The organism is Enterococcus sp. AMC1623 (assembly GCF_058216495.1).
Genome location: NZ_CM177096.1, coordinates 528,230 through 545,487, shown reverse-complemented (window position 1 = coordinate 545,487; position 17,258 = coordinate 528,230). Strand labels below are relative to the sequence as shown.

At 30.1% G+C, this 17,258-nt stretch carries 15 protein-coding genes and 1 pseudogene; 1 reads left to right on the top strand and 15 read right to left on the bottom strand.

All coding sequences use genetic code 11. From position 1 onward, the window contains the following. Window positions 1-3: 3 nt before the first annotated feature. The 5 genes and pseudogenes from AC4BC7_RS02730 to nifJ all read right to left on the bottom strand — a co-directional run bounded on the left by AC4BC7_RS02730 (window position 4) and on the right by nifJ (window position 6,386). Window positions 4-141: an AgrD family cyclic lactone autoinducer peptide gene (locus AC4BC7_RS02730; protein WP_490503776.1), complete on the bottom strand. Its 138-nt coding sequence runs from the start codon at window positions 139-141 to the stop codon at window positions 4-6. After that, a complete protein-coding gene (locus AC4BC7_RS02725; protein WP_490503775.1) occupies window positions 134-1,423 on the bottom strand; it encodes a sensor histidine kinase in 1,290 nt (429 codons plus the stop codon). The genes AC4BC7_RS02730 and AC4BC7_RS02725 overlap by 8 nt, the downstream gene beginning before the upstream one ends. Continuing rightward, window positions 1,420-2,151 (bottom strand): LytR/AlgR family response regulator transcription factor, encoded by a 732-nt coding sequence (locus AC4BC7_RS02720; protein ID WP_490503774.1) that lies wholly within the window; start codon window positions 2,149-2,151, stop codon window positions 1,420-1,422. Before AC4BC7_RS02720 ends, AC4BC7_RS02725 begins: the two co-directional genes overlap by 4 nt. Before the next feature lie 156 nt (window positions 2,152-2,307). After that, window positions 2,308-2,757 (bottom strand): flavodoxin, encoded by a 450-nt coding sequence (locus tag AC4BC7_RS02715; RefSeq protein ID WP_490503773.1) that lies wholly within the window; start codon window positions 2,755-2,757, stop codon window positions 2,308-2,310. 84 nt (window positions 2,758-2,841) lie between these two features. Continuing rightward, a pseudogene (nifJ, locus tag AC4BC7_RS02710) lies at window positions 2,842-6,386 on the bottom strand (pyruvate:ferredoxin (flavodoxin) oxidoreductase). Between the two features lie 257 nt (window positions 6,387-6,643). Between nifJ and yfmH the strand changes: the two are divergent. Then, window positions 6,644-7,927 (top strand): EF-P 5-aminopentanol modification-associated protein YfmH, encoded by a 1,284-nt coding sequence (yfmH, locus tag AC4BC7_RS02705; protein ID WP_490503772.1) that lies wholly within the window; start codon window positions 6,644-6,646, stop codon window positions 7,925-7,927. A 357-nt stretch (window positions 7,928-8,284) separates the two neighbouring features. On the opposite strand, the gene AC4BC7_RS02700 is transcribed toward yfmH, so the two are convergent. The 10 genes from AC4BC7_RS02700 to AC4BC7_RS02655 form a co-directional block, all read right to left on the bottom strand. After that, a complete protein-coding gene (locus tag AC4BC7_RS02700; RefSeq protein WP_490503771.1) occupies window positions 8,285-9,529 on the bottom strand; it encodes a M16 family metallopeptidase in 1,245 nt (414 codons plus the stop codon). A 42-nt stretch (window positions 9,530-9,571) separates the two neighbouring features. Beyond that, entirely contained in the window at window positions 9,572-10,222 is a 651-nt protein-coding gene (locus AC4BC7_RS02695; RefSeq protein ID WP_490503770.1) for an ABC-2 transporter permease, read from the bottom strand. Window positions 10,223-10,224: 2 nt separating this feature from the next. After that, window positions 10,225-10,956 carry an ABC transporter ATP-binding protein gene (locus AC4BC7_RS02690; protein WP_490503769.1) on the bottom strand — a complete coding sequence of 244 codons (732 nt, stop codon included), beginning with the start codon at window positions 10,954-10,956 and terminating at the stop codon, window positions 10,225-10,227. A gap of 42 nt (window positions 10,957-10,998) precedes the next feature. Then, window positions 10,999-12,381, bottom strand: a complete 1,383-nt coding sequence (locus tag AC4BC7_RS02685; RefSeq protein WP_490503768.1) for a radical SAM protein — start codon at window positions 12,379-12,381, stop codon at window positions 10,999-11,001. 185 nt (window positions 12,382-12,566) lie between these two features. After that, window positions 12,567-12,719, bottom strand: coding sequence for a hypothetical protein (locus tag AC4BC7_RS02680; RefSeq protein WP_490503767.1), 153 nt, complete (start codon window positions 12,717-12,719; stop codon window positions 12,567-12,569). Window positions 12,720-13,076: 357 nt separating this feature from the next. Continuing rightward, window positions 13,077-14,276, bottom strand: a complete 1,200-nt coding sequence (locus AC4BC7_RS02675) for an ABC transporter permease (protein WP_490503766.1) — start codon at window positions 14,274-14,276, stop codon at window positions 13,077-13,079. Beyond that, on the bottom strand, window positions 14,273-14,956 hold the full coding sequence (locus tag AC4BC7_RS02670) for an ABC transporter ATP-binding protein (protein WP_490503765.1): 684 nt from the start codon (window positions 14,954-14,956) through the stop codon (window positions 14,273-14,275). The genes AC4BC7_RS02675 and AC4BC7_RS02670 overlap by 4 nt, the downstream gene beginning before the upstream one ends. Then, window positions 14,957-16,156 (bottom strand): efflux RND transporter periplasmic adaptor subunit, encoded by a 1,200-nt coding sequence (locus AC4BC7_RS02665; RefSeq protein ID WP_490503764.1) that lies wholly within the window; start codon window positions 16,154-16,156, stop codon window positions 14,957-14,959. Continuing rightward, entirely contained in the window at window positions 16,153-16,650 is a 498-nt protein-coding gene (locus tag AC4BC7_RS02660) for a hypothetical protein (protein WP_490503763.1), read from the bottom strand. The genes AC4BC7_RS02665 and AC4BC7_RS02660 overlap by 4 nt, the downstream gene beginning before the upstream one ends. A 49-nt stretch (window positions 16,651-16,699) precedes the next feature. Further along, window positions 16,700-17,005, bottom strand: a complete 306-nt coding sequence (locus AC4BC7_RS02655) for a hypothetical protein (RefSeq protein WP_490503762.1) — start codon at window positions 17,003-17,005, stop codon at window positions 16,700-16,702. Window positions 17,006-17,258: the final 253 nt, after the last annotated feature.

Below are 17,258 nucleotides of genomic sequence, written 5' to 3'. Positions count from 1 at the left end.
ATCTTAAAACCGTCTCAATTTTTTCATTTCATTCGGTAATTTCTCTTGCCCTAAGATAATTACGCAAGAAAAATTTACAGTTGATGAAGCAGTAATCAATCCTAAACTTTTAACAAGATCCAACAAACTTCTTTTATTCATTTTCATTCTCTCCTTTATAATCCCATAATATTATTTGTACACAGTACTTATCCTCCTCAAGAATTTGTCTGTAAATACCACTATTTTTCTCAACACTTTGTTTAATATTTTTAATTCCGATTCCTTCTTTTATTTTAGCTAAATCAAAATTTATCTGGACAGAGTTTTTGATGTCAATAAATAAGCTTTCATCATAATATTTTAACTTTAAAAAGATTTGTGGAAACGTTTCTTCGCTAAGTTCCCTACAAGCATGAATCGCATTATCAAGTAAATTGCCAATAATGGCTATAAGTATTTCGTTATCTATAACTAAATCTTCAGGTACTAAACATTCTACATGGGTAGAAATCCCTTGAGACTTTGCATAACCAATTTTATGCAAAAGTAAATAATTTAATTCCTGATTCGGTGTATAGCTCTCTAACATTTTTCTTTCTACGTCAGAGACTTCTTCTTGAATAGTTGTAATAAAATTTAATGCTTTTGAGTATTTCTTTTCTTCGATATAGCTCGCGAGTACTAAAACGCTATTTTTCAGATCATGCCGCATTGATTGAAGCTGATTTTGAGAGATGATAGCGTTGTTTAACTGTTCTTTTTGTCTTTCCAAATTCTGTTGTAGTTTTTGATATTCCACTTCTTTTTCTTTTTCTACATTCATCCTGTTGTATAGAATGAATATGGAAAAATTCAAAAATAAAATTTGAAAAATAAATATTATTGAAAAAAAGAATAAACTATTTTTATAATTGATAACATAAGAAAACAACATATAACAAACTAGTAAAATTACTGATAAAAGCGGGGAAATAATAGTAATGGTTTTAGTCAATTGAATTTTCTGAAAGATTTTTTTGTTAGAAAGTATAATTATAATGAATACAATAGCTATTTCTATCGCCAATTTAAGAACATTTCCAAATTCCAAAAATAATCTATCTGATGTACTTAATATAAAAGTAAGAATAAAAGCGGAGATACTCTCACTTAAAAGGGCAATTAGAGCATATATTCCTATAGAAGCAACTCGATAAGCAAAACGCATATAAAAGCTGTAACTAATAAATAATAAAAAAAGAATATAGGAACTTAGATTTAATAATGCCGTTATTAAATCTGAAAAGTGAAATAGATAAGTTAAATAGATTCCAAGATTAGGAAAAATGATGCCCAAATATGGTAAATACTTCTTTTCTTTTTCTTTGGCCATTATTGAAAAAAATTTAGTTATTATCCAAACATCAAGAATCGAGGTAATAAGCAATAAAAAAATTGTCATACGCCTAGTTTCCCTCCCATAAATCGCATAATTTCTTCTCGAACTTGAGTTCTGAATTTTCTGCTAATTTGAAGAGTAACAGTCTCGTCTTTATCCATATGTGAAATAGATAAAATAACTTTGTCACTTGAAGTTCGTTTCAAATAATTCAAATTAATAACAAAAGAAGTATGAATTTGAATGAAATTTTTATTCAATTTTTCTAATAATTCCTGGGTCGATAGGATAAATCTATCTGTATTTTCTTTTGTTCGAATCATTACATATCTTCCTTGTTTTTCAAAATAGATAATATTTTTTAAAGAAACAATAATTTGGCTATTTCTTTTGACATAACAGAATTTATCAATTCTGTTCTCAATAAAATTAAGAATTCGATCCATTACTTGATATAAGACTTCCCGATTTATTGGTTTTAACAAGTAATCAAAGGTATTGACTTGAAAGACTTCTTTCATATAATTCACATGAGAAGTAATAAAAATGATATACGCATCGAAATCTCTTTTTCTAATTTCATGAGCAACTTCTAACCCATCGTTTTCGGGCATTTCAACATCTAATAAATAGATATCGTATTTTGTTGTTTTAACTGATTCAATTAATTTATTACTTTTGTTAAAACAATCACATTCAAAGTTACAATCCGGATAGTCTCTTAAATAGTTTTCAAGTGCACTAGTTACCATAGGCACATCATCACAGATAGCAATTTTCAATTTCTCCATAGAATCTCCTACTTTCACGATTGGGATATTTTTATAAAGAAATCATTGCTCATATATTCTTACTATAATATAAATTAGTTCAGAAGTTTTCATTATGTAACATTCTACCAACTAACTGTCATAATCAACAATATCATTCTTTATAGTACTATTTTATCATGCGGAGATTGAAGTAACTAGTTGGTTAACAAATTGTTTTAAAACCTCCTCATCCTCTTCCTCCATATCTAAATCTACTTTGACACTTTCAGCACCTTTTATTGCTCCGGATTGTTCAAATGCTTTTTCAAAATCATCAATAGATTGACAATAATACTCTTCATAAAGAGTATCCCCCGAACCACACACACCAAAAATTTTGTCAGAAAAACCTAATCCAAGTATAGAATCATATACAGGAACAATTTCTTCTGGTAATTCTCCTTCTCCATAAGTATAAGTGCCTATAATACAAATATCAGAATCTATAAATTCAGTTTCATCATAATCGTCACAATGTACAAGAGAAACAGTTATTTCTTTTTTTTCTAATAATTCAGTGACATATTCAACAATTTCTTCCGTATTTCCTGTCAAACTTGCATATACTATTGTAGCTTGAACCATTTTTTCGCTCCTTACTTTTTATTTATTAGATGGTTAACAAATCAAGAGAGGTATCACGCTACACTCTCTTGAAGTTCTTGTTATTCAGTTTTGAGTAAGTTTTGCTCGTAATTTTTCTTCTATTCCTGCTAACTTTGCATAAGTAAAAAATCGTCTTTTTGCATCATTTACAGTTTTTTGAAAAAGTATTTCTGCTTTTGTGGGATCTACTTTAATAAGGGAGGAGAATCGATCTTGTTTTTTCATAAAGTGAATCATACGATGAAAATCTGGTTTTTTATAATCCAATATCATCGGTATCTTGTTTTGCGATATTAACAAAGGATTGTAGCGATACAACGACCAATACCCTGTTGCAACAGCTTCTTCCGCTGAATTTAAAGCTTGTGACATTCCACCGTGAATTCCTTGTGTAATACAAGGAGTATACGCAATAATAAGTGAAGGACCTTTGAATTTTTCAGCTTCTTCAAAAGCTTTCAACGTTTGCATCATATTGGCACCTGCTGAAATTTGAGCGACATAAACATCCCCATAACTCATTGCCATCAAGCCGAGGTCTTTTTTTCCAATTGATTTTCCGCTAGAAGAGAACTTGGCTATTGCAGCAGTCGGTGTTGCTTTTGATGTTTGTCCACCTGTATTCGCATAAACTTCATTATCCATAACCAGTATGTTTACATCTTCCCCGCTAGCAATTACGTGGTCAATTCCTCCATATCCAATGTCATAGGCCCAGCCATCGCCACCAATAATCCATTGACTAGGTTTAACAAATAAATCACTTTTACTGATTAATAAGTCAATCTTAGAATCATTGGTTCTTTCCATTTCAAGTCTATGCAACAAGTCATGTGCTCGCTGTTTGGTTCCTTCTGTGTCATTCCTTTTTACCAACCATTCTTGAATCACTTGTTTTAAGTCATCAGAAATAGTGCTTTGCTTACTTAACATTTGCAGTTCGCCGGCTAAGTCGTCTCTTCTTTTCTTCATTGCTAAATGCATTCCATAGCCAAATTCTGCATTATCTTCGAATAATGAATTTGACCAAGCTGGACCGGTGCCATCTGAATTGGTTGTATACGGACTGATTGGTGATGCTGCTCCCCAAATAGAAGAGCATCCTGTTGCATTCGCAATCATCATTCGACTCCCAAATAGTTGTGTCAACAATTTAACATAGGGCGTTTCTCCACACCCCGCACAAGCACCAGAGAACTCTAGCAAAGGCTTTTTAAATTGTGTACTCTTTACACTTGTCCGCTTGGAACTAACTTCTTTTTCCTTAAGTGTCATTGCAAAAGCCCAATTCATTGCTTCTTTCTTCATTTCCTCATAAGGTTTCATTACTAAAGCTTTTTTTCTAGCAGGACAACCCGCCACACATAGCCCACATCCTGTACAATCTTCTACTGACACTTGAATACGATAATTTAATCCATCCTGTCCTTTCATTTTACGCGTAATGAATCCTTCCGGTGCTCCATCAGCTTCTTCATCATCAGCAAGAAATGGACGAATGGCTGCATGTGGACAGACAAAGGCGCATTCATTACACATCGTGCAATGTTCAGCTATCCATTCTGGTACTTCTAATCCTATGCCTCTTTTTTCATACGCTGCTGTACCTAGAGGAATGTTTCCTTCTGTCATCTTGTTCGCTATTAAATCTTTTACAGTTAACGAATCTCCTTGTTGTTTCGCTATTGGTTGTGCAATTTTATAAATAAATTTAGGTAAGTGTTTATCTTCTACGTTCTGCTCTTCTTTTTGTTCTTTTTCTATCCAATCGCTAGAAAGAGTAATTTTATTAATATTAGCGATTGTTTGATCTACAGCAGCTATATTTCTTTCAAGAATTTCCTGGGTGGCTTTTTGATAATTCATCTCAATCGATTGTTTTATATAGTTGCTCGCCTTTTCAAAGGGTATGATTTTTGACAAATAAAAAAAGGCTGTTTGCATGATAATATTAATCTTATTCCCAAGTCCTAAACGATTGGCTAATCCTGTCGCATCAATGGTGTAAAATTCTGCTTCTTTTTGAATAAGCTCTGTTTTTAGTTTCCGAGGTAACTTTCTTTGTAACTCTTCGGTACTCCATCTTGTATTTAAAAGAAAAATTCCTTTTGGTTTTAACTCTTTTAATAACTCGTATTTATTTACATAAGCTGTCGTATTGCATGAAACGAAATCTGCATGTTCAATTAAGTAGGTTGATCGTATAGGCTCATCGTCAAACCTTAGATGACTTGTCGTTAGCCCACCAGATTTTTTCGAGTCATAAACAAAATAGCCTTGTACATACTTGTCTGTGTGATTTCCGATAATTTTAACTGTAGACTTGCTCGCACTTACGGTACCATCTGATCCAAATCCCCAAAACTTTGCTTGATAGGTACTGGTAGGCGTTAAGTCTCTCACTTCCTGGGTAGGAAGCGAGAGATAGGTCATATCATCGGTAATACCTATCGTAAAGTTATCTTTTACTTTTTCTTTGGGTAATCGCAATTGGTTGTATACCGCTACTATTTGACTAGGAGTGACATCTTTTGATCCTAGTCCGTATCGGCCACCAATAATAACAGGCCTTTGTTCACTATCATAAAAGGTATTTTTAATATCCAATAGTAAAGATTCCCCACCTGCTCCAGGTTCTTTACTTCGATCTAATACAGCTATTTTCTTTACAGTTTTTGGTAAGACTTCTTTTATTTTTTTATAGGAAATGGCCGATAAAGATGAATATTCAAGTGTCCGATTTTTCTACCTGAGTTGTTTAACTCTTCGACTACTTGTTGAATAGTATTTGAAACAGAACCCATAGAGATAATAAGTTCTTTAGCATCTGGTACACCATAATAATCAATAAGATTATATTGAGTTCCTTGAATAGAATTAATCTGTTGCATATAGTATTCAATAGTCTCAGGAATTTCCATATATTTTTTATTAATTGTTTCTCTTTGTTGAAAATGAATATCCGGGTTTTGATTAGTCCCACTGACTGTTGGATGGTTAGGATTCATACTTTTTTTTCGGAATTGCTCCAATTCATGTTTTGGTAAAAGAGCTGCCAATGATTCATAAGAAATCGGCTCAATTTTTTGCAATTCGTGACTTGTTCGAAAGCCATCAAAAAAATTTAATACTGGCATACTTAATTTAATTGCTGCTAAGTGTGCCACTGCTGAGAGATTCATAACTTCTTGAACACTACTCTCGGCTAGAAGAATAAAACCGGTTTGTCTGACAGCCATAATATCACTATGATCTCCAAAAATGCTGAGGGCATTTGTGGTTAGTGCTCGACTGGATACATGAAACACAGCTGGTAAAAATTCTCCAGCTAGTTTATACATTACAGGAACCATGAGCAATAATCCTTGAGATGCAGTATAAGTCGTTGCTAAAGCACCCGTTTTTAGTGCACCATGCAAAGTCCCTGCTGCACCTGCTTCTGATTGCATTTCAGTAACCTGAACTGTATTCCCTAAAATATTTAGTTTGCCTTCTGTGGACCATTTATCAATTAATTCAGCCATTGTAGAACTAGGAGTTATTGGATAAATGGAAGCTACTTCAGTAAAGGCATAAGAAATATAAGCAGCAGCTTCATTCCCATCCATTATTTTTTTCACAATAGGTCATCCCTTCTATTTTTCTATTATTTATCAATAAATTAAAATAAGCTTATATTTTAATTTATTATATAGCTTTTTATCTATTAGATTTTCAAATGTAATAAAAAGCACTATTTATGTCACAAACAACTATTTAATATTTCCCAAAAATTCTGTACTATTGTAGTATAACGAGAAATTAGATAAAATAGCTTTCGAAATTGTGATTAGATGATTATAAATAAAATTATAGAGGTGAGAAAATGGCAGATTTCAAAAAAAAAAATGGTAAGTCGAACATATTTATAATTACTATATTTAGCGGTTTAAAAATATATTATATTCCAAAACCTGAATATAAAAAAACGATTGCAATGCTCACTGTAAATTTTGGTTCTACTGATACTGAATGTATAACTACAGAAGGAATAAAAATAAATTTCCCTTATGGTACTGCACATTTTTTAGAACATAAATTATTTGAAAAAGAGGATGCAGACTTATTTTCAACATTTTATTCAAATAACGCAATTCCTAGTGCTTTTACTTCATACACAAAAACTTCTTACTTATTTTCAACTCAAAGTAATATTTTTGATAATCTACATAGCTTATTGGAGCTAATTCAAACTCCGTATTTTTCCGATCAAAGCTTGAAAAAAGAAAGAAAAATTATTAAACAAGAAATTAGAATGTACAATGATCAGGTTGAGAATAACTTATTATTAGAAATACTATACAATATGTATGGTATTCACCCTATAAGTAGCCAAATATGTGGGACTGAAAAAAGTATAGAAAACATAACAGCCGAAACTTTATACAGAGCCTTTGATAATTTTTATCATCCAAAAAATATGTATTTATTAGTTACAGGGAGGATAGATATTCATAAACTTATAGAGCTTGTTGAAATAAAACAAAAAAATTCTCAAAAGCATACTAAAACCTATAGTAAAAAACTACTAGTGAATTCTCCCAAGATGAAACATTTAGATTCAATTAAAATGGATATAACTCAAGAATATTTTATAATTGGGTTTAAAGGAAATAAAAGTCTTCCAGAAGACTATCTTCAAATCTATAAATACAAGGTTTCAATACAACTTTTATTGGAAATTCTTTTGGGGCAGTTTTCAACATCTGTTGAAATCTTAAATCATTCTAGAATGATTACCAAGAATTTAGTTTTTGATTTTTGTTTAGACGAACCATTCCATTTTGCAACAATTTTAAGCAGTAGCAAAGATGCAAATAAAGTGGTAGATTATCTATACAACATCTTTATTACTTTTGATAAAAATTCAGATCTAAATGAGATATCATTGAATTTAGCCAAAAAAAAATTATTAGGTAACTTTTTGAGTGTTCAAAACTCTCTTGATGAATTATGTATTAAATTTCAGGACAATCTTTATGGAGAGTATACTTATTTAGACATGGACTCTATTATAGAACTTATTAATTTGCAAGATTTAATATCTTGGGGAAAAACTTTATTCACACCAGATAATTTTAATACCTTCTATATATATCCACTGCATTAGTTTCTTGAAAATTCATTGTAGATTAATTAAATTTATAAAGTTATAAAATATTACTATACTACTATGGCTAAAATCGGAGTCATAAATTACCGTTTACTTATCTTCTGACAAAAAATATTAAAAATAAGTGTACTAGAAAAATTATAAGTAATTTTCTAGTGCGCTTATTTTTAATGTAGTTTATTAATTCTTGATAAGATAAGAGTTTCTTGATTTTAATACTCCACTAAGCATGAATATGTGAATGTAAATTTTAGACTCATTGTTTCGTTCCATTATTTTATTAAAAACAAATTTCGAAATCACAAAAATATTCTTTAAAAAAATTATTAAAAATATGAACACTCAAAGCAAAATTCACTGACCTTCTAGAAAAAGACTTGTGTGTAATTCTATTTTATTAGCTATTTCGGCTATTGAAGAAGAATTAATTGAATCTATTTCACTATTGAATTCATCTATGTTCCAATCCGTATTTCTATACTTTTTAAAAAGATATGAATTTTCTAAATTTGAAGCTATATCATCATCTAATAAAGCATGTTGAAATTTAACAATTTCTTTTGCTTTTTTGAGATCTCCTATTGAAAATTTTTCAGATTGTATTAATTTTAACTCCTCAAGAATTATTTTCTCAAGTTTAGCTTTAATATTTTTAGAAATCCCTGTTTGTAAGACTATCAATCCTTTAAAAGGATCGATATTAGTAAAAATATAATATGCCCAGCTTTCACGTGTTCTAATTCTATAAGATAATCTTGAATTAGGAGTCGATCCAAATAAAGCATTAAATACTAAAAGTTCAAAATAATCTGAATCTATAAAGTAGGTATAAGTATTAAAAATCATAATCAGCTTTGATTGAATATTTTTTTGTATTTCCTTTTTATTAAGAACTAAACTACAATTGTTATTAGGAACTATAACGTTTTTTATACCATCATCTTTAATTCTAGGTTTAAAAGGAAATAACTTACATAATTCAAATATTTTTTGTGAATTTATATTACCTGTTACTAAAAAATCTATTTGATTTTCATTTAAAATTTGATAGTAATACTCAGATAAAATATTTTGATTAACGTCCTTCAAAGCATTCAAATCTCCATAACTAGTTAAAGAATTATATTCTGAATTTTCATAATATAATTCTTGAGCTCGAAATAAAGGATATATTTCCTTGTTATCATATACTCCTCTCAATTCGTTATTAAGTCTGTGAAACTCTGATAGTATATATTCTTTTTTTAACTCATTATTTAATAATTTATTATCAAAAATTATATCTATCAGCATTTTTACTGCTTTTGCTATAATCTCTTCATTTTCGATACAATCAATAACTACATTTATCCAGTGCTTTTTACCATGTATGCCAGTATAAATAGATAGTTGTGTATTATCTAATTCAGTAAATTTTCTCAAGATATCTTTCTTTGTAGAATATTTATTATTAGTTTGTTCAAGCAAGTTTCCAATTATTGTTCTATATGCAGCAGTAGTTGTATCTAAATCTGACGAAAAACGTAAAATAAACAGTACTTTATTAAATTTTTTAGTTGGTAGATAGTATAATTTTACTCCTTTATTAATTTCTAACATTTATACCTAGTCTCCTTTCAAAATAGCTTTATTTAGATACTACTATTTTTTATTTTTCAATATTCTGATTGAGACTGCTACTGAACAAAATAATATTATAATGCTTCCGAAAAAAACCAATAATAAATTTAAATGTAAAAATTTAGAATTAGTAATCCTACTTACAAAAAAATTAATTATTGGAATACTTCCCATTGAGAATACAAGCAATATGACAGAGAGTAAATATTTATTAATATCGATATCCCATTTATAAGTCGCTGGCATGTAAATACCCAATATTATAATACTAAAAGAGAGTCCAAAAAAAATTATCAATAATAAATTCCCTGGAAACCAATTATTAAAAATTAAGCTTATAGGAATAAAAAAAACTGTGCATGCTAAAAATATTAATAGGCAAAATAGGTACCTAGAAATGACTAACTCTTTTTTTGTATAGATTGATACTAAAAGAAAATACGCTTTAGGAGCTTTTGCTTCTTCCAATGCCAAATAGAAATATGATATTAACCACGTATACAAAGAACCGGACATAAAAGCTGTTATAGTTGCAGAGGATCCAAATGTTGTATTTGAAAATCCAAACGCTATAAATACTGGTATTAGTATTGCTAGACCAATACATGTGTATAAATTCCTACCTAAAAGTAAACAATCTTTCTTTATCAAAACTGTAGTTCTTTTCAGCATACTTATTCACCTCCTTTTCGAAGTAAATCTAATAGCTTTCCTTTAAATGTAGTTTCGTTTTTTAATCTTGGAAGATTCAAAAATGCAGATTTTGTATTCTCGAATATAACTTTTCCGTTATTTAATATCAACAAATAATCTGCAATATTTTCTACATCACTTGATAAATGTGTTGAAAATATCACAGTTTTATTACTGTTTAATACTTCTGTTTTAATAAACTCAAGTATCTCTTCTCTAAATATCATGTCCAATCCATTTGTTGGTTCATCCATAATATATAATTCTGCTTCATGAGAAAAAGCTAAAGCCAAGGCAAATTTCATTTTCATTCCCTTTGATAACTTATCAATATTTTGATCTAAATCCAACCCAAATTTATTAATATAGTTTTTGAACAATTCCGGATCCCATTTTGAATATCCGATAGAAATTATTTCAGTCATTTGTTTTAAAGACAATTGTTCAAAAAAGAATCCGTCATCAAAAACGCATGCTATTCTATCTTTTATATTAATTTCTGATTTATGAATATCTTGTCCAAAAATATGAATACTTCCATTATCTGGATAATAAACATTTAATAAGCACTTAATTAATAAGGTTTTACCAGAACCATTACTTCCAATTAAAGCCACCACTGATCCTCTCGGAATATCAAATGAAATATTATCTAATTTAAATTCTCCAATTTTCAACTCTAGATTAGCTACATTAATTATATTAGAATTCATTGAGGTACCTCCATATTAATTGTGTAAGAACAAATAAAATTTTCAAAATGTTGTATCTATAAATTTCTCACTTTCTTCAATTATGATACTTTCTAAGTTATTATTTTTTGCCCAATTGCAAATTTTTTGACCTGTGTTGAATAATTCAATATTTTTTTTGATAGCTCTAATTTGACAACGACTGCAAAACCCTAAAAATTCACAATCTTTGCAAGATTCTAAATCTTCACTAGGCCATATTACATCCTGCATTTTTTTAAAGTTTGTTCCATTACATATACTTTCCCATGTGTTTTCCAAAACATTTCCAAAAGGCATTAGTTCACTATTACAAGAAACACAGGTTCGAACTTCTCCCGTAGGATCTATACATATAGAGTCTTTACATGCCCCGCAATTATCTTTTTTCCTAACTTCTTCTATATTAATTTTACTGGTATGATTTGGAAATTTACTTTGGATTTTTCGAGACATATTTGATGAATCTAAAACAAATTTACTAAGTTCTTCGTCAGTATATTTCCATGAATTAATGTAATCCTTGCCTCTTCCTAAGGGAAGAATGCTACTTAATCCAAAATTTTGTACATTAAGTTCTTCTATTGCAAATCTAGCAGTTTCTTCCAGAGTAGATAAATTATATGGTGTCATCATTGTACTAGTTCGAACCTTAAATCCTCTTTCTGAGCACATTTTTATGTTTCGTTTCGTTCTTTTGGCTGATCCTTTTAGACCCCTGAATGTATCATGTATATCTTCATCATATGACTCTAAGGGAATTTGAATGCTAATTCGTTCTTTATAAGGTTCAAGAATATTAAGAAATTTTTTTGTTATCATAGTACCATTTGTTAAGAAAGAAACTGAACCAAAATATTCACATGATAATTTGACTATTTCAGAAATGTTATTATTCATTAATAACTCTCCACCAGTTAATTCGATATTGTAAATCCCATTATTATATAATGTTTTCAATAATTTTTTTGTATTCTCTAAGTCTAGTTCTTGTTCTTGCGGATTAAGAGTACAACTCCTATAACAGTGCAAACATTTCTCGTTACATTTTGTAGTAGTCTCAAATGAAGCATTTATTGGGGAAAAATAGTTTTCATTTCCAGAAGTAATTATTTTTCGATTATAGCTTTCATTCGAGAGAAATATATCTCCGTGCGAATAAGCATGAACTATAAATTCAACTACTCCTTCTTGAATATTTTTAACTGCAGAAGAAAATCTTTTTGACAATATTTCAACTATATCAACTATTGTATTTTGTCCGTTACATAGCAATAATAAATTACGTGCATCTAAATTGATTTCTCTTAATTCCTTTACTTTAATTCCTTGCAAATACCCTCCGGATGGAATTATGTGAAGTTTATAATTCTCAGATAAGATTGGATATAGCTTTTGATTAACCATAAATTTTCACCTCTTAATTTAAATTAGAAATATATATGTGATGAGCAACAGTAAAAAGTATACCCGAGTAATAAAGAATCTGTAGTGAAAATTATAATAGACTTTCAATAAAGATTTGCTAAATCTAGAAACATTCTCGTTATTCCTCGGGTATGCCAGGGTAAAAAACTTACGTCAATATACTTCTAACCTGCTTGTAAGAAAGTGGCTGTTAATAATGCAGCAAGACCTGTAGGATTAACTAATGCAATACAACCGCCTACACAAGTTGTACATACAGAACAGGTTTGCACGCTGCGCTTCTGCATGTAGCTTGGATTAAATGTTCTTGTTTCCATTGTCCATGCTCCTTTCTAAATTTTTTAAATATCAATTTCTTCTTCACAAATAAAATACATACCAATCTATATTTAGTAGATAAAATATTTAGAGTGAAGCGTTAGAAATTAAAATTTCTTAAATAATTTAAATTCATCATTAAGATATCACACCATATATTTTTAAAATTACTTATTATTTTGTTGTATTTTTAATCATAGAATAATATGTATTTGATCAATTAGTCTTATTGTGTAATAGTCTCCAGTATAGTTGTAACAAAGAACGCTCTACTCCTTATGTTTTTGACCATAATAAAATGATTCTAAGCTTCTTTTATTAAATAACAATGACATCTTAATTATGGTTTCACTTTTTCACCGTAAAATATCAATCAAATCTTTTTTCGCAGCCTCAGATGCCGGCATCACAGAAAATAGAATTCCGATACCACTGGAAACACCTACTGCTAATAAAATCGTAAACAAATCAATAGAAACAGTGACGTTAATGAATGATCCAATTAAATAAGCGCAGCCAATACCAATAAGATATCCAATTAAGCCGCCAACTAAAGTTAAAGTAACCCCCTCTAATAAAAATTGTAAACGAATGGACTGCTGTGTTGCGCCTAGCGCTCGTCGAATACCAATCTCTTTTGTTCGTTCTGAAACAGAAATATACATCATATTCATGACCCCCACTCCAGCAATAATCAATGAAATCCCGGCAACGCATGAAATAAACAAAGTAATTGTGCTTAAAATTTGACTAATACCATCACTTAATAACGCGGTATCAAATACAACATACTCACCAAATTCCTTCATCGACCCTTTTTCTTCTAAACGATTGATGACTTCTGTCGTTACAGTGGCAGGTATCGTATTTTCTTCTAAGGTAACCATCAAAGCCATACTCGATTCTTGTGTTGTAAAGTATCTAGTATATACATTTGGAGGCAATTCAATATTGGTTTCAGGTAGTGAAAATATATTCTCTATTTCACTTCCTTGATAAATACCAATAATCTTAAAAATATATCCTTCGATTTCGATGCCTTTATCTAATGCTTTTTCTTCTGTTTCATATAATTGTGTAGCTGTGACAGAATCAATTACCGCTACATTATTTTTAATCTCATTATCAAATTTAGTCAGACCCCTTCCTAAGATTAAAGTTTTTGTTGTTTTCTCTATCAAAGAAAGCTGTTTCGTCTCTTTTTTTCCTCCAATAAAAATATCTTTGTAAATAAGATTTTCATTCTGCTTTGGATATTCAGCAGATTGTACACCTTGTATTTGTTCAATTTGCATACGATCCATGTCATTGAAAAAATTAAGATTATTTCCATCAATTGAACCATTATTAGGCGTAAAACTTACTTGTATTTCAACTAAATCCTCATCAGTATTACTTAAATTTTTAAGTGTATCTTTTTCAAACCCACGTCCGATTGCCAGAATTGCGATAACAGCAGCGATTCCAATAATAATTCCAAACATCGTCAATAAGCTTCGTTTACGGTTTTTAAATACGGAACGAATAGAAGTACGCCAATTTACATAAATTCTCATTGATTCAACTCCCTATCTTCCATAATTTTTCCATCACGAATCTGAATTAAACGCGTACAATATGATATATTTTCAGGATCATGAGTAACAAGAATAATGGTAGCATGATTTTTTTGATTTAATTCAGCAAATAATTGCATAATTTCCTGAGATGTATGAGTATCTAGCGCTCCTGTCGGTTCATCTGCAATAATAAATTTAGGATTATTAATAATCGCTCGTGCAATTGCAACACGTTGCTGCTGCCCACCAGATAGCTGTTTGGGATATTTTTCAGCTTTATCTTTTAATCCTACCATTGCCAATACTTCGATCACTTTTTTCTTTGTTTGACGAAAATGATAGCCATTATATAACAACGGCAATTCGACATTTTCAAAGACTGTATAGTTTTCAATTAAACTAAAGTTCTGAAAAACAAATCCTACCATTTGATTCCTTATTTTTGATATGGCATCATCTGACCACTGAGTAAAAGATTCACCTTCAAACAAATATTTTCCTTCAAACGACGTATCAATAAACCCTAACAAATTAATCAAGGTAGATTTTCCTGAACCTGATGGCCCCATAATAGCAACCATCTCTCCTTCATTGATTTGCAAATCAATACTTTGCAAAACGTGAATGGTATCCTCTTCATTTTGGTAATATTTATTAACTCCTTTTAAATCAATCATCTAGTTCACCATCACTTCTTGACCATCTTTTAATGAATCATCAGGATTTTCAATAATCTGATCTTTTTCTTTTAATCCTTCTAGAACAATAAACAAATCATCTTTTCTTTCAAAGGTTACACGTGTTTTTTTTGTTTTTCCATTTTCAACTATATAAACAATCTCTTGACCATTTTTTGAAATAATGGAGCTTTTAGGAATGCGCAACTCATCTAATTCCACGCTAATTTGACAATTATAGCCATAATGAGACGTTTCTTCCGGTTTTACCTTAAATGAGTACGTAGCAATACTCGCTTGTGTTACGTCAGCATTTATTTCTGCAGTGTCTGGCAAGGGATTAATTTCTGAAATTGTTCCTGCTATTTTTGAATTATCATGTAGAAAATTAATGCTTACCGTCATATCTTTATTTAATCGTTCATAATCATATTCGGTTACTTTCCCTACAATGACCATTTCTTTACTGACAACTTGAATCAATGGGATGGAAGGATTTGTTTTTCCTTCTTCATTGATACTTACTATACCTGCATTTTGACTAAAAATATTAGTTATTTCCTTATTCTGAGTATTTTCAATGATTGAATTTGCGCCATTTAAATCTATATAAGCAGTATCCAATACTTGTTGCGCTTGAATAATGACCTCTTCCTGTGCAGAGATAGCCTCCTGATACTGCTCTTTTTTAGCCTGTTCTTCTAATTTAACTTGCTGACCTTCAGCTGTCTCACTATTAGCATTATCGTAACTAGCCGTTGCTTCATCTAATCGATTTTGTAGTTCTTGTTTTTTTATATAAGCATTATCTAAGTTTTGCTGCGCATTATGAACAGCTAGATTCAATTTTTCTAACGTTTGCTCCTGTTCAACCAATTGGTCCTGTATAGTGGGATTCTCGTAAGAAAAAAGTAAGGTATTCTCTTTAATTTCTTGGTCATTATTTACAAAAAGCTCGGCTATTTCACCTTTTGATTGATCATAATAAAATGACTGTATTTTTTCTGCAACCACAGTCCCCTTCAATATCAATGGACTTGTTTGTTCTATTGTAATTATTTGGTACTTATTTTCTTGTTGCTTAGGAGTTTTATTATAACTATAAAAAAAAGCACCCATAATCCCTACTACTCCAACTATTCCCGCAATAATACTAAAAATAATTTGTTGTCTTTTCGTTACTTTTTTTCGTTTCCTCATATTGAATCCTCAGAATCTGCTTTAAATAAATGAATCAGTACCATTATTGCTGGTATCGCTAATAATAATTGAAAAACTATCCCAATGCCGCTCATTAATTTTGTCATACTTTCAAACCCGCTAATCTCAATAGTTGGTAAAAATAAGAACGAATAAATCATCCCAAATACCATCCATGTCAAATACATATAGTATGGTGCTTTACCGGCTAATTTTCCTTCTTTTAACTTCCGATGTGCTAAAAATAATAAAACTACAATAATCAGAGAAATACCAAAATCAAGTAATGCATAAACTTTCGATTGTAAACTATTTACTTGGCCGTATAGCTGCGTAGCCTGACTTCCTAGGAGCTCTTCTGTGTAAATTGCTGGATCTGGATTTAAAGCTGTAGGTAAATTCACAAGAGAGAATATTATCCCGATTGTGCATATCACTAACAGAACGATATTCCATGTCTTAGCTTTCTTTAACTGAGTTTGATTGTTTTTCATTGTCTTTCCCTCCGCTTACATAAAATTTAATACTTATTAATAAATCACTCTACTTTTTTCTAATCAGAAAATATGCAACAAGAAAACCTAAAACAAGCGTGATTAAGTATATAATAACCGCGCTTGGTATAGTCAAACGGTTCCTAAAAATAATGATTAATACCTCAGTTACAATGCCACCAATTATCCATAATTTTCCTGTTACGTCATTTACTAGTGTTCTCTGATTTTTGAAAACAATATATAATGAATTATTCCATAGTCTATATTTGTGTAAAATAAATAACCAGCCACCAAAAATTAATAGACAACTAGGAATACTTAAGAAAAGTATATGCAACATAGTTTCTGACATGAAATTCTCCCTCCCTCTTTACTATTAATAAAGTAGTATTAAGTAATTATTTCTCAGTTATAAAGTATGCCATCTAACTAACTTATTCAAAACGAATTTTATCACAATCTCCTATAGTTAAAACTTCGATGTCATAATATGCAGTTTAAATGTAACAAATAACCCTCTGAAAATATTGACAAAAAAACATTGTGTACTTATTCACTTTATCCCTTGACATAACCTATAACTAGGTCGTAATCTTATGATAATG

Excerpts from the sequence above, each read along its gene's own strand:
- AC4BC7_RS02700 (WP_490503771.1), bottom strand. The coding sequence starts at position 9,529 with ATGTTAGAAATTAATAAAGGAGTAAAATTATACTATCTACCAACTAAA.
- AC4BC7_RS02690 (WP_490503769.1), bottom strand. The coding sequence starts at position 10,956 with ATGAATTCTAATATAATTAATGTAGCTAATCTAGAGTTGAAAATTGGA.
- AC4BC7_RS02670 (WP_490503765.1), bottom strand. The coding sequence starts at position 14,956 with ATGATTGATTTAAAAGGAGTTAATAAATATTACCAAAATGAAGAGGAT.
- AC4BC7_RS02725 (WP_490503775.1), bottom strand. The coding sequence starts at position 1,423 with ATGACAATTTTTTTATTGCTTATTACCTCGATTCTTGATGTTTGGATA.
- AC4BC7_RS02675 (WP_490503766.1), bottom strand. The coding sequence starts at position 14,276 with ATGAGAATTTATGTAAATTGGCGTACTTCTATTCGTTCCGTATTTAAA.
- AC4BC7_RS02695 (WP_490503770.1), bottom strand. The coding sequence starts at position 10,222 with ATGCTGAAAAGAACTACAGTTTTGATAAAGAAAGATTGTTTACTTTTA.
- AC4BC7_RS02720 (WP_490503774.1), bottom strand. The coding sequence starts at position 2,151 with ATGGAGAAATTGAAAATTGCTATCTGTGATGATGTGCCTATGGTAACT.
- AC4BC7_RS02655 (WP_490503762.1), bottom strand. The coding sequence starts at position 17,005 with ATGTCAGAAACTATGTTGCATATACTTTTCTTAAGTATTCCTAGTTGT.
- AC4BC7_RS02680 (WP_490503767.1), bottom strand. The coding sequence starts at position 12,719 with ATGGAAACAAGAACATTTAATCCAAGCTACATGCAGAAGCGCAGCGTG.
- AC4BC7_RS02660 (WP_490503763.1), bottom strand. The coding sequence starts at position 16,650 with ATGAAAAACAATCAAACTCAGTTAAAGAAAGCTAAGACATGGAATATC.
- AC4BC7_RS02665 (WP_490503764.1), bottom strand. The coding sequence starts at position 16,156 with ATGAGGAAACGAAAAAAAGTAACGAAAAGACAACAAATTATTTTTAGT.
- yfmH (WP_490503772.1), top strand. The coding sequence starts at position 6,644 with ATGGCAGATTTCAAAAAAAAAAATGGTAAGTCGAACATATTTATAATT.
- AC4BC7_RS02685 (WP_490503768.1), bottom strand. The coding sequence starts at position 12,381 with ATGGTTAATCAAAAGCTATATCCAATCTTATCTGAGAATTATAAACTT.
- AC4BC7_RS02715 (WP_490503773.1), bottom strand. The coding sequence starts at position 2,757 with ATGGTTCAAGCTACAATAGTATATGCAAGTTTGACAGGAAATACGGAA.
- AC4BC7_RS02730 (WP_490503776.1), bottom strand. The coding sequence starts at position 141 with ATGAATAAAAGAAGTTTGTTGGATCTTGTTAAAAGTTTAGGATTGATT.